Genomic DNA, 13,535 nt, shown 5'->3' with positions numbered 1-13,535 from the left:
AGAATGAAAACAATCAAAGGTTTTGAGGGTTTATTAGCCATTTATAAGCAACTACCTAAGGTAGGAGGATTTTTTGTCGATAAAGAATTTTCCAATGAAAGATCAGTTATTAAAAATTCAGACTATTACCTTGCCGAATCTGAAGAAGAAGATGAGGATATGGAGGATGATTATGACACGTGGCTCGAATACCCAACATTCAAGGCAATAATTGAGAATAAACTAGAACATCATCCTACCTCCTCCAACGAAGATCTGCTTGAGGCAGTGATTTACTATTTAGAAATGGACGATTTCTTGGACTGATTTCTTCTGACTAGCCAAATAATCCACAAATTTGGCTAGTCAAATCGATCCGTAAAAGAAAGTAATATGTATTATCTATACTAGTATTTGACATTGCTGACGATAATGATGAAATTAAAGAATCCTTCGTTAACGAATTAAGTAATGCTGTATCACCGATATTAGGAAGTCATAACTTCAGTGCCTTTTATGACTATTTCTACGGCTAAAAATACAAGCCCAACAAAGCACAACCCTTCTTGGGCTCGTAATAATCCATTAATTAATATCTGCAGCCTTTAATGCGCCCTTTTCCATCCATACGGAGAAGGTTACGCTGTAATTGCTGCCGGTGGGTACGCGGTCTTTGCCGTTGATGTACGTTGATTGAATGGATGAAATATAGGACTTCCCGGGGATAAAGTTAAAATCAAAGTTGGGAGCGCATTTATCTGAGCGCAACTCTGGAGCTTTATCCGTGGTGAATGCCTTCTCCATGCGGTTCTGGTAATTGCCTACTTCGCTGATACTTATTGAGCGTATTGCTTCGCTTTCGGATACCGGGGCGAGAATACAAATTTTATTGGCAACCGTGCTCACTGTAGAACGCTGGTTAGCAGGCCGAGGGTCACCCGCGTGACAGGCGGTAATAAGTAGAATGGGAAGACATAGAATCACATTCTTCATTGTAGCCTTCCTTATAGGATAGAGGGTGGCAATATCTTGCGATAAAGCGGCATTGTACTTGAATCTAAGGTCCCCTGAAACCCGGCCATTCTGCCGATTTCATTTTTTAACCCTCTGACGCCATAGGTTTTTAATAAGAAATAGTCGGCAATGATTTGAGCCTGCTGCTCCATGCCATAATCATTGAGTTTTTTATTCTCATCCAGAGTATATTTATAACTTGAAGCCCAGCTGAATAGGCCTCTGGTTTTTACCCACATCCCATGCTGTTGTTGCCAAACATCGACCATCTCATGAATAAAGAAGTGTTGATTGGAGTTAGATGATATGGAGAAATCCTTAAGATAGGTCTCTTTCCTGAAATACATTTCTCCGTTGGGCGTCATTCCGACATATTTACCCTGCAAGCCGAAGGGTAAATAGCTTTCACAATGCACCCAGACTTTGCCCCATTCGATTGAGCTACCGAAAATGTTCTCGGCCAGTCGTATTTCCCCGGTAGTTAAGGGGCGAACTGAGTTTTCGCTTTCCATAGAATTCCTTTATTTTAATCATATCAAAAGTTGACGGGACGTTAAAAACCTCGCGCCACTCAAGTCAGCCCTGATGCTTATAACCACTAGCGAGCGCGTAATTCGGCGTGAGCGGTTTCCACGTCATAGGCACCTTCTACACAGAGGTCAATGGGATGAGGGTTCCACTTTATTAACCCCCGTATCTCAAACTGCACAATGCCTTTGCGGGCATTATGCAATTGGGTGACGAGTAACGACTCCGCAATGATCCTAGGTTCAAAACGAATGATGGATTCGCGGATAACTCGCTCAATACTTGCCCAACCGTGAGGCGTGGAATAACTCCCCACCAACGGCGCAATGCCGTAATTTAATACTGACTTGGCCACCCATTTATGGTTTTGGGCGTCAAGTTGACTGTCAATATTGGCATTGTTGAGGATCTCACCAATATTTAGCTGAACCAGTTTTCGCATCATTCTGGAGTCATAAAAGAACTTGTCATGCGGCTCCGAACTCTTTTTTGGCTCATCATCAAGTAAACGTTCAAATAAAGTCGGCAAAAACTGAATTTTCTTTTCCATTACTTCGCCTGTTCATCGAACCTAAACTCTTCAACATCAAATAAAGCGAATTCATCCTGATTGGTCATAAACATTTTTCGACCTGAGCCAATATAAATAGACTCAGACGGCTGATCCCATTGGGTTTTGCGGCCAAGTTTAGTGTCGCTGTCGGCGTCGGCTGCCAGCGGATAGCGTGCTGGCAGATAGCCGTACCAGATTTTGTCATTCACCGTGATTTGCGCCGGTGCCCAGATAAGCTCAGTGATGCTGGTCGGTTTGGATACGGTGAGCAGCTGGATATCGGCGAACGGCACCCAGCGATAGCCGCCAGCGCTGATAAACTCACAGGCCGGCCCCACTCGCCCATCGCTGTCTGCAATCCAAGTGAAGTGAGCGCCGGTGTTAGTCTCACCTGATATTTCAGGGGCTTGTGAAAATGCCTGCTGGCGTACGGCTTCACTTTGCAGGTGATCGCCCTGCTGTAAAAACTGGTTAGCCTGTTGCATCAGCAACACCCACTCAGGCTGCTCGCCGCCGAGATTGCCCGGAGTGCGGTTGCCCGCCAGCACCTCTTCGCGCAATTTTTCACTCAGGATCAGATTTTTATACAGCTCGGCGCGCTTGGTCATATCGGGCGCAAATTGAATCAGCGTGGTCAGCTGAAATAGCGCTTTTTCCCACAAGCCATCAAGGCTGTAGAGTTTGAATAATAATTCCCGAGCCTCGGTATCCGTTGGTTTAGATTTGAGGGCTGCAATCACCTCGGCCTGTATTTCAGTTAACGAGTGAGTTTTTAATAATTCATTTAAATGGGTCGCATTCATCTTTTTCATATCCCTATTTGAAGTTATAGATGGCTGTTCAGCCCTAATTTATAGAGTTCTTGGAATACCAGTGCGGGGACGCTATTTTGCTCTTTGGTCAGAATATGTTCTGGTGCCAGCGCTTTTAAAATGTCCTGACGCTCTTCGTGAGCAGACTCTTCTACCCCATCGATGACATTGAGCTGTCGGGTCACTTTATCGATGAGGCCGGTGGAATCTAAAATGCACTCGGTAACGGTTTTGTTTTTAACGCTGTCCCTGACATTCTCCAGAAAGCCGTCATTAGCCAACAGTTGGCTTTTTTGCGGCGCGGCGCTGCTGGAAAACGGCTTGCCCTGTTCGCCCCACATCAAAAACCTTTTGTACTCCAGCTCAAGACTTTTTAAGATATCCGGCCCTTGAGGCCCGTAGACGTGGTCGGCATGTAAATCATCAAGGTAGGAAACGTAGTAGCCGCCGTGAGTCAGAATATCTTCGATTGCCGGGAGCTCCGGCGCGTCGAACGCCGAGGGTTGTTCGAGCAAAGTCAGGTTGTCGATAAACTGACGGCTATTGGCGTCTTGGCTGGCCTGTTTAGTGGTTATGACAAAGTAACCAAACTTAATCTCTGCCTCTAATGGCAGAGGATGGTGCTCACCCGGCGCGAGCTGTGTGCCATTGATGGTACAGAGCATGTCATGGCTGTGATTCACCATCATCGGCTGAGAAACATCCCAGTAGAACTGCACTTCATCGTGCCCGTCGCCCATCGAGTGGGGAGCGAACTCCCCATTTAAGATGTTGAAACAGACCGGTTTTTCGCACGTGATAGACTCATTGAGTTGCAGCTGTTGCGACATGCGCGGCCAAGTGAGCACCAATAACATGTTGATTAACCGCCAATTATAACGTTGCCGGAACCGCAGGTGACATTGCCACCGTCCGCGCACGCATCGTTTTGCCGGGCCGCCGGGAGCTGGTTGATAAATACCGTGCTCGAGCCTTTGACGACAGTGGTGGTGCCAGTCAATGAAGACGAAGCATTGCTCATATTCGCCACCCCGGCAGGGATATTGTTAATCAGCACATTAGATGAACCACTGGTCACGGCCCCGTAGGTGGTGGCATCGCCTATTCTTGCAGCAGGAAACATATTTCATCTCACTTAGCGGCTTAGCCGCTCAAGGTAGGTATTCTCGCCCCCTATCAATGGGTTACATCAATAGGAGGTGAGCGGTTTTCATTTCACCCGATTAAGGTTCTGGGGTGATCTCATCCGTCGGGGTCGGCGTATCCGTCGGGGTCGGCGTATCCGTCGGGGTCGGCGTGTCCGTCGGGGTCGGCGTGTCCGTCGGGGTCGGCGTATCCGTCGGGGTCGGCGTAGTCCGTCGGGGTCGGCGTAGTCCGTCGGGTCGGCGTATCCGTCGGCGTCGGTGTATCCGTCGGTGTTGGCGTATCCGTCGGGGTCGGCGTATCCGTCGGTGTTGGCGTATCCGTCGGGGTCGGCGTCGGGTCTGGATTGCCTGATGGGTCCGGCGGCGGTATCACCACCAGCGGCAAGGTCGGTAGAGGCAACGGCAAGGCCATGCCTCCCGCCAGCGGTGCAATCTTGGCCAGACCTTTAAGCGCCAGTAAGGCCGCGCCGGTTCCGGCAACCACGGCACCGCCGAAGGCGAGAGCAGAACCCGCCCCGCCGCCTCCACCGCCGCAACCTGGGTTGAGCAACACTTGCCCGCCTTCAATGATCACCTGGCTTTTACCAATAATTTTAATGGTGCTGGCACTGATGATCAGCTCGCCACCCGCCCCTATCGACATGATGCCGCCAGCTTGGAAAGTGGCCGCGCCACCGGCCATCATCTGGTGAGCGCCGCCGACCAACAGTGAATCGTAGCCGCCGACGGTCGTCAGGTTGGCTCCGCCTACAAGAGTCGAGTTCAGGCCGCCAACCATCGTCTGGTTAATGCCTCCCACCTGCGTTTGATTAGCGCCGCCGACCAGCAGCATATTCGCCGCCCCGACCTGAGTAGAGTTCGCCGCGCCGACCACCAGCGAGTTAGCCGCGCCCACGGTGGTGGTGTTGGCCGCACCGACCACCAGTGAGTTCAGCGCCCCCACCACGGTAGAGTTGGCGGCACCGATAATGCTCGATTGCGCGCAGGCAACGCTGAGGTTATGGTCCGCGCCGACTACTACGGTTCGGTTTGCGCCAACCTGAATGTCCGAGGTTTCCGCGATAGACTGCGTCGCCGCGCCGAGCACCGTGGAGTCTTGGTTAGCGCCGACAATCACCGTGCGGTTTTTGCCCACGCTCAGGTCAGCATTGGCTCCAATCACCTGTTTTTCATCGTTTTTGGTCAGGCGCGACATATCGCGTTCGGCCTGTTCCCAATACTGCTCTTCGCCCGACTTGTCTTCGAAACGCACGCCGTTGTAGTTGCTCTGACCGCCGCCGATGGTGCGACTGATCAGGCCACTTTGCGTGGCGTTGGCCGGTAAATCCCAAGGTGGACGGGTGATGTTGTTATAGAGAGTACCGCTAACCAGTGGCCGATCGGGGTCGCCATTGATGCAGTCGACCAGCACTTCCTGACCGATACGCGGAATGTAGATGCCGCCAAAACTGTTGCCCGCCCAAGCCTGACTGACGCGCAGCCAGCATGAGTCTGACTCGGTATTTTGGCCGTAACGGTCCCAGACAAAGCGCACTTTGACCCGGCCATATTCGTCGGTCCACACCTCTTCCCCCGCAGGGCCGACCACGATGGCGTTCTGCGGGCCGCTGGTTTTCGGCTTAACGGTCAGTTGTGGGTGGCGGTAGATTTTGGTGGTGGGCTGAACCAAGAAGCTGGTTTGGTAGCGGAACTCGTCGCCATTGGTCAGCTGTGCGACTTCTGACACCGACAGGCGGCTGGAAATCACCATGTATTCGCGGTTGGATTTGTCCACCGGGAAGCCCTGCAAAACAAAGTTTGCCCCGCAGACAATACCGCGCACTTCACCTGAGCCGGTGGCGCGAGAGCCCAGCGCGCCGCGCTCCTCTATGCGCACGCGAGCAAGATGCTCACCGATATCCGGCTGGTCGTAATCCCCCGGCCAGTGGTAGATCTCGAGATCGTTGAAGCTGGTTTTGCGCGGCTTGCTGTCCATGCTCAAAATATCTGCACGGGACTTGGTGAAGTCATAATCGTTGTAGACCCAACGCCCGGTGGTCAGGGTTTCCTGCGTCTGGAACTGGCTGATGTACTCTTCGCCCGCTTTTGGCTCATCGGAGAGGTATTCAATGGTGTGGTAGGCTTCGCTGAAATAGCGTTTATGGGCGCCCACGTGGTCCACCAAGATCAGTTTTTGCTTGTGGTCATCGTGCTCAAAGAACCAGTAGATGCCCCACTCTTCCATTAAACGCTGGAGAAAGTTGAAGTCAGTCTCGCCGTACTGCACCTGAAACTCGAGCGAGGGATAGGAGCTTGCCAGCCGTTTTTCGAACGGGAAGTTATAGTCGGCCAGCACTTCATCGATAATATCGACCACATTTTTGTTCTGAAATATCTTGAAGTCAGAGGTTAAATTAGTCAGATAGAACCAAGGTCTGAGCACAATCTCAAACATCGCCTGATTAGCATCGCGGCCGATATATCTGGCTTTTTCGACCAGACCGGAAATCTCGCGCGTTCCCTTACCGACACCAATAATGTCGCTCAGGCCATTGCCGTCTAATTCCATTTCAATGGTCATCTCTTTACCGATTAAGGCTTTGAGATCGACATTAGAAGCAGCTTGCCATGGAATAGCAGGATTCGCCGGCGTTTTGGCCGTGATGGTATAGGAATATAGTGTCGAGAAGGCTTCTTCGCCCTCCAACCTCGAAAGTACTAGCGCCGGCTCACCCAATAAATAGGGCATAGCCGGGCTGCTCAATTTTATTGTCCTTGACATAGTACTCCCTAATGTTTGGTTAAAATAGAAAAGTGCTAACTACACTTTTAATTTGATGTTGATTATCACAACTGGATAATGCCCATTATTTCCGTGCCACTTTCCCTCAGGCGCGATAAATTTATTGCTACAAACGCGTCTATCCTTGATATACCTCTTTGGCGTTCGCCCTATTAGATCCTCATGCTGCCCGCGCTTGGGCATTGAAAATCACGCAAGAGGTCACTGATATTTTTATTGCCGTGCATCAACCCTGAGACTTCAATTTCTACCCGGTCATTTCCCATGTAATAGGTCAGGATCTGTTTTCCATTGTTCTCTTGCTTGACATTGTCGGCGCTTTCCGCCCATTTGAGCAGCGCCCACGGGCCGCGCAAAATAATGTTCGGCAGCGCTGAGGCCTGCTGGCGCTGGGCGGTCAGGCTGACCAGCGTTCCCTGCCGCGTGCCCGGCCACTTAAAGAAGGATGGCGTCACCGGCCCATGGGAATAACGCATCGCGTCACCATCAAAATTCATAATCAGCTGGGTAATCGACGGCGGTAAATAGCGCACGGAGGCAGAAAATTCTAATGCCACCTTTCTGCCGTCATTGCTGTCAAATAAGGCTTCTCTGATCGCCGCGACTTTTTCGAAAAATCTTAAGCCTTCACCACTTTCACTGCCTTTATAGCGCCATGGTGAGGATTCCGTATTCACTTTGCTTTCAAGGTTCTTTTTGAAGTAATTATCCACGGTTCCCCCGGTGCCAAAGAAACGTTCCACATCACTCAGGCTAGCCATGCGGTCGCTGTCCGCAAAAGGGTAGCGCCCCTGAAAGTTATTACGGCATACATCCCCCACGCTCATTTCTATAGCTTTAGAGGTCTGGGCAATAACCTTATTTTCTAACTTAGACGAGGAACCCTTTAATAAAGGCGCAATAATATTCTTAAAAGGATCTGGCCAAGTTTGTGAAGCAGCCAAAATACGCATGCCGTCATTGGACACCGGTGGAATATCACCATTGTCAAAGGCGCTGTTTAATACCACTAAACGCGTATATTGGTCATTCAAAGCCCCCATCATCTGAGTCATGGGCGAGCCCTGAAGCATCGATATATTGTTGCCGCTACCGCTGTCTCGTGAATCGCCGTTGACAAAATTACGCAGGCCGTCAAAGCGGTTGTCTACCAGCTCCTGGATCCGGCGGTTCTCGCGAAAGGCATATCTCTCCTGCACTTTCTGCGCCTGATTGATTAAATAGGTGTTACTGCGGAGATTAAGATCATCCAGCAGCGGCTTCTCTTTTTGCTTATCCACCAGCGTGGTCTGTTTTACCGCGTATCTCGCCAGATTGAGCAAAGGCGAGCTCTCTGACACCAGCGTTCTCAGTAAAATGATATCGACAGACAATCCTTGCGAATTCTCTCCACTGTTAGCATCAACAGGAATCAGGCGCACACTGGAGAGAACGCGCTTCCAGTAAAGGGTGTATTCGTTCAAATATACCGACAGCACATCAAGTTGTAGCGTTAAAGGATCAGCGGCCGGGGTCGATGAACGCCCCATCACCCAGCGATCCTCCAATTGCAGTTCAAACAGCAGAGGTGTCAGCTTTTTTTTAATCACCTGATGATAACCGGCGTAGGTGTACAACCCCGGTATCCCCTTGAGCAGCAATTCATTGTCCGACAGCGTGAAAATCTGCGTCGCGTTCTCGCCGACGATTTTGCGCAGCGTAATGTTGGCGGGCGCTTGATCCTGCAAATCGGCTTGAACACGTTCCCACAGTCTGGCGGTGGTGGTTTTCTCCGCCAGAATGCCTCGAGCCTGCTTGATCAGCGCCGCGTCGGGCGCATGGCCATATTCTTGCCACTTCTCCTCGGTGAACAGCATATTCAGATGCTTAATGAAGATACCTTTCTCTTCATAAGGATCGATTTTCCCGCTTTCCTGCCAATTTTTAGTCACTTCTTCCACCACATAATGCTGGTCGAATTTACCCTCGCCAGTGAGCATTAAGTAGAGTTTTAGGCTCTCATAAATGGCCTTTGAATCAGCGGCATAAACAGCATTGCTTAAGGAAGTTTTGGCTTCACGCTCGATTATCGGGAACAGATAACGTTGCAGGAAGAAGTCATATAAGTTGCCCGCGCCGTGGGCGACGGCGCTACCGGTGTACAAGCCATAACGCCACTCGAGATCCGGGCTATTAACATCCAGCGGGCCATATTCAGGCAGCAGCTGCGTGGCGCTGAGAAGCGTCGGTAAGACGTTCTCGTCAGCCGTTTTTGCATAGCTGCTGGCGGTGTTTTCCAGCGTGCCCAGCTTGGTTTTGATCACCTGCAAATAGCCGTCGTTATTCTGGAAGCTGACCAAGAACGCCCATACCAGCCATACCGCCGCGCCGATGCAGGCCGCGTGGCCCAGCAGATTCTGGAAGCGATATTTCGATTGCACCTTGAGGTTGTAGCTGACCAAGTCGCCATCTTTAGTGATCACATCGCGGAACAGCTGCTTGAGGAAAAACTGCTTGCCATAGGCCATCGCGCCCACCAGCGGCCCCTCTTTGCTGCTTCTTTTGGTCACGGAAGCCGGCGAAGTCGGGTTCTTATAGCTGGTCACATTGCGCCATTTCTGGATAAGCGTGTTGTTATTGAGCAGCTCAATGTTTGCAGGCTGGCAGCTACTGACGAAATAGATGCCGCGCAGCGTGGTATGAAACTTGGTTTCATCAAAACGCGAGGCGAAGAAGATGTTCTGTAAGACTTCCGTCACCCGCTGAGAGAGCATTCTGAAATCCTGCGGCAGCGCATACATGCCTTTGCGATCGGCCGCGGAATACTCCTCCTGCATGCGCACCGGGATGTTATTTCTGATGCGGTTTTCGAGCAGCCCTAACTCATGGCGAATGCGCTGCTCAAGCGCCATATCCACGCTGACTTTTTCCTCGCTATAAGGGAAAGTCACGCCCCACACCTGCTCGCGGTCTTCCGCAGTCAGGTTGCGGAAATACTCATCGAAACCGGACAGTTGGTCCAATTTGTTGATCATCACATAAACCGGGAATCTCACGCCCAGCGTGCTGCGTACATCATCCAGACGGCTGCGCAGCGTGGCGGCCAGATTGAGTAATTCAGCCTGACTTTTGCCCAGCAGCTCGGTAACCGAAATCGCGACAATCACGCCGTTCACCGCGTTGACCGGGCGATATTTTTTCAAAGCCTTTAAGATGCCATTCCACTCAAGCTGGCTCTCTTTCGGCTTATCAAGGTATTTGCCCGCGGTGTCCAAAAACAGCGCGTCATTGGAGAACAAGCATTCACAATGTTGGGTAGGCGAGTTGTCTTTGCCCACGCGATTTAGCTGCTCGGGAAGAGGGAAATCCTGGCCCGACGAGAGGAGCAGCGAGGTTTTGCCTGAATGCCGGGTGCCCAACACCATGAACCACGGCAGTTCGCTGCGCCACCGGCTGGAGATAAAGAAGCGTTTCCAGACCGGCAGGCCGCTGTAGATACGGCGCACGTACTTCATGCCATCGCGAATGGTGGCATTAATTTCCGACAGGTCGACATCCTCTACCGGCTTGGCTTTGCGGGTGAAGAGAAAGTTATCCAGCAGCGCAGGATTGATGGCTAACGCGCGCACCAGATACACCACCCCGTACAGCAAGGTGATAAAGGCGATGATAGCGATGGCAATCAGCCGATGCTGTGCCGAGGCCAGCGGGTATTTTTCTCCAATTAAGATGAAAGGAGTGAACACCCACACGCTGGCGCAGGCAATCATGGCCAGAATAATAAAGCCCGGCACGCCAAACCAAATCGCTAAGAAAATAATCAGCGTCAGAAATAAGAAAACAATTCTCGGCTCGAAGCCTTCCAGCGGGCGCACCTCGCCAAATCCGAAGAAGGGTCCCAAGTACCAGATAGCAGCACCCAACAGCAGGAAGCTGCAGATCAGCCACATCCGCTTCATTGCCCAACCAGAGAACAATCGGTTTAATAAAAACATAATATATCTCAATATGTTACAAACATTTCTACGCGACGGTTCTGTGAACGTCCCGCGGCATCAGCGTTGTTACTCACCGGCTGAGTGTCCCCTTTCCCTTCAAAACGGATCTTGTCTTGCGGGATACCGGCTTTAGTCATGAAGCTCGCCACGGTGGCGGCGCGTTTCTCAGAGAGCACCTGATTATTGGGGAATTCAGGCTTATGGATTGGCGTGGCGTCGGTATGTCCAACCACCACCACCGAGCCGTTTACGCGGCGAATTTCCTGCGCAACGCGGTCGATAATGTTGAACATCTCTGGCCTAACCTGATCTGAACCCACCATGAACATGGCGTCGCCTTTGAAAATAACCTGACTGCTGCTACTGGTTTCATCGACACTCACCAGCTGTTGGGCGATTTCGTTTTTCAACAAAACGGCCAGTCGCAATTTAGGTGCGGCCACCGGCGCTGGCGTAACGACAACCATGCGTTGCAAGGCTCCCAGCCTCTTCAGCAGGTCGCTCTCGGGGACGGACAGGAAATATTTGCTGCCGATAAAGGTCGACGCGATAAGCACCCCGCACACCAGCATCGAAACGCGAACCGGCACGAAAATCCCCCGGCGCTTGCGCACTTCACGGGTAACTAAACCGTTAGGAGAGAGGGCCGCCGGAACTTGGTCTTTGGTGCTTTGCAGCAGGGTGAGCAGCCCCTGACGGATCTTGGTGAGCTGCCGATCGCCATCTTCGATAATGCTGTAGCGGCCTTCAAAGCCCAGCCCCAGAATGCGCAGCAGCACCTCTAAGCAATCGGCGTATTCGTGCGCGCTCATCGACAGACGCCCAACCAGCAGGAAGAACTTGTTCCCGCCGTCGTTATCGCCTTCGAAGTGGTTGAGCAAGTTGCTTTGCGACCAGCCCGACTTCACGCCCCACGCCATAGAGTGCGCGGCTTCATCTAGCGCGGTACACAGGCAGTAGCGGACGATAGCCATTTTCTTCCATGAGATATCCGCCTCGTCGCACACCACGTTAAACAGGGTTATCTCATTTTTCAGGCAGTCCTTGAGGATCTGCACCTGAGAGGCATCAGTAACCTTTTCAGGCATCTCGCTGAGTGCGCGCAACAGCGGCTGCGCCGCCTCCAGCAAGGGGATCGGCGATGCCAGTGCCTTGGCGACGCGCTGTTGCACGCTTTCGCCACGCAGCAGGGCGGTGTCATAGGGCTGGAAAATCGACGATGACGCAGGTTGATCGTCATAAGCCGTATGACCTAATGCCGCCTCTTCTTCTGCGGTGTAACTGCTTTGCTCATCCAGCAGGAAGTGGCCGAGCGCCTGCGGATTGGCGTCCATTTCGGCGCTGTCGTCAAAGGGTGGGATAGGCATCTGCCCATTCAGTGGCTCTTTATCACTCATGAGTCTCTAATCCCCCAAAGCTCCATTTTCAATGCTGGGAAGTCGCCTGCCACGTGCATAGCAATGGCTCCGGCATTGGAAACCTTCTCCCAGAAAGGCCCACTTTTCATCAACTCGAAGTAAACATATCCGGCGCTGTAAGGGATTTGGCGCGGTGGCACCGGCAGGCGCTGTAACTCAAGACCCGGCAGGTGTGAACGCACCAGCTCGTGCAGCTGCTGTGGCGCACTGATTTTGGTCTGCAAGGAGAATTGATGCTGTAACACGTCCATAGGTAACTGGGCGTGAACCGCCAGCACCAGATTGGAGAAGGAGCGCAGTTCATTGGGCAGCACGGAGGCTGACCATACGCCGCTGCCCTTCGGTACCAGTGGGATCATCTGCCCTGCCCGCACCAGAATCTGATTGAGCAGCTCATGCACGTCGTCCACCAGCGGGCGAATCGACGGGTACAATTTACTGTGGTCATAGCCCGGCGCAGGACGCGGACGGCGCGTCTTGGTGCGAATGAAAGTCGATAATTCCCCGGCGAACTTTGCCAGCTCCTGATAGAGCATGATTGGCGGCAACTCCGGGATATTGCGCAGGTGGTCGAGGATCGGCTCATATTTGTTGAAGATTTGCAGCAGCAGATAATCCACGATCTCGGCACTGGCGCTGGCTTTGCCATCGCTGTTGGACAAGCGTTTTGCCAGCATGTCCGCGCGCATTTTCACCAAGCCATTGAGGTGGGTCAGCCACTCTGACAGCAATGAACTCGCGGCGTAGCTGGTGACCGGAGGAATGTAATCCTCCATATGCAGCAGCACGCTGCCGTCTGGCTGGATCGCGCGAACCTTGGCTAAAGGCAGACCAATCCAGGATTCCGTCATTTCGCTTTCAGACACCAATTTGAGGCGCAGTCTGGATAGCTGCACCGGTTTTGGTCCCTGACGAATGGCGTTGGTGTCGCTAAGTTCGGTCTCGAAGGCGTAAAAGCGCGCCAGCGAACTCATATCGAATTCGTCGAAAATGGTTTCATCACTGTTATCCAGACGCAATGGCACCGCCAGATAGATAAGCTTGCCCAGATGGTCCGGGGTGATGGTCAGAGGTTCTGGCAGCTCGGCGTGGCCGGGAATATCAAAAGGCGTGCCATCCGGCAGAACACCTTTGCCAGAACGCAGCACCAATTTCCCGTAAGAGAGCGCTTCACGATCAATTTCGTACTGGGCAAAACCCCAGAAGAATGGCGTGATGGTGGCGGCCCGCTTATGCGCGTAATACTCGAGATAGCGCTCTTGTTGTTGAAATAGCTGAGGCCGCAGAAACAGACCTTCACTCCAAACGACTTTATTAGTTCTCACGG

At 52.0% G+C, this 13,535-nt stretch carries 11 protein-coding genes; 1 reads left to right on the top strand and 10 read right to left on the bottom strand.

Going from position 1 to position 13,535, the window contains the following annotated elements; genetic code table 11:
• The first annotated feature begins 3 nt into the window (after positions 1-3).
• On the top strand, positions 4-306 hold the full coding sequence (locus GEAM_RS05935; protein WP_034789466.1) for a DUF7716 domain-containing protein: 303 nt from the start codon (positions 4-6) through the stop codon (positions 304-306).
• Positions 307-564: 258 nt separating this feature from the next.
• On the opposite strand, the gene GEAM_RS05930 is transcribed toward GEAM_RS05935, so the two are convergent.
• The 10 genes from GEAM_RS05930 to tssK form a co-directional block, all read right to left on the bottom strand.
• Entirely contained in the window at positions 565-972 is a 408-nt protein-coding gene (locus tag GEAM_RS05930; RefSeq protein WP_034789465.1) for a putative T6SS immunity periplasmic lipoprotein, read from the bottom strand.
• Positions 973-983: 11 nt separating this feature from the next.
• On the bottom strand, positions 984-1,505 hold the full coding sequence (locus GEAM_RS05925; protein ID WP_034789461.1) for a hypothetical protein: 522 nt from the start codon (positions 1,503-1,505) through the stop codon (positions 984-986).
• A gap of 86 nt (positions 1,506-1,591) precedes the next feature.
• The gene (locus GEAM_RS05920) at positions 1,592-2,071 is read right to left on the bottom strand and encodes a type VI secretion system baseplate subunit TssE (protein WP_034789459.1); all 480 of its coding nucleotides are present in this window, start codon (positions 2,069-2,071) and stop codon (positions 1,592-1,594) included.
• The gene (locus GEAM_RS05915) at positions 2,071-2,877 is read right to left on the bottom strand and encodes a type VI secretion system accessory protein TagJ (RefSeq protein ID WP_034789516.1); all 807 of its coding nucleotides are present in this window, start codon (positions 2,875-2,877) and stop codon (positions 2,071-2,073) included. The genes GEAM_RS05920 and GEAM_RS05915 overlap by 1 nt, the downstream gene beginning before the upstream one ends.
• A 23-nt stretch (positions 2,878-2,900) precedes the next feature.
• Positions 2,901-3,743, bottom strand: coding sequence for a TagK domain-containing protein (locus GEAM_RS05910; protein ID WP_034789457.1), 843 nt, complete (start codon positions 3,741-3,743; stop codon positions 2,901-2,903).
• A 5-nt stretch (positions 3,744-3,748) separates the two neighbouring features.
• Complete coding sequence (locus tag GEAM_RS05905) at positions 3,749-4,009, bottom strand: PAAR domain-containing protein (protein WP_034789455.1); 261 nt, start codon at positions 4,007-4,009, stop codon at positions 3,749-3,751.
• 119 nt (positions 4,010-4,128) lie between these two features.
• Positions 4,129-6,792: a type VI secretion system Vgr family protein gene (locus GEAM_RS05900; RefSeq protein WP_156965798.1), complete on the bottom strand. Its 2,664-nt coding sequence runs from the start codon at positions 6,790-6,792 to the stop codon at positions 4,129-4,131.
• Between the two features lie 173 nt (positions 6,793-6,965).
• A complete protein-coding gene (tssM, locus tag GEAM_RS05895) occupies positions 6,966-10,787 on the bottom strand; it encodes a type VI secretion system membrane subunit TssM (protein ID WP_034789454.1) in 3,822 nt (1,273 codons plus the stop codon).
• Positions 10,788-10,795: 8 nt separating this feature from the next.
• Entirely contained in the window at positions 10,796-12,187 is a 1,392-nt protein-coding gene (tssL, locus tag GEAM_RS05890) for a type VI secretion system protein TssL, long form (RefSeq protein WP_034789453.1), read from the bottom strand.
• Positions 12,184-13,533 carry a type VI secretion system baseplate subunit TssK gene (gene tssK / locus GEAM_RS05885; protein ID WP_034789452.1) on the bottom strand — a complete coding sequence of 450 codons (1,350 nt, stop codon included), beginning with the start codon at positions 13,531-13,533 and terminating at the stop codon, positions 12,184-12,186. The genes tssL and tssK overlap by 4 nt, the downstream gene beginning before the upstream one ends.
• Between the last annotated feature and the right edge of the window lie 2 nt (positions 13,534-13,535).

It is taken from the genome of Ewingella americana ATCC 33852 (assembly GCF_000735345.1).
GTDB lineage: Bacteria > Pseudomonadota > Gammaproteobacteria > Enterobacterales > Enterobacteriaceae > Ewingella > Ewingella americana.
The sequence above is the reverse complement of the archived record's forward strand: the minus strand, read 5'-3'. Positions and strand labels throughout refer to the sequence as shown.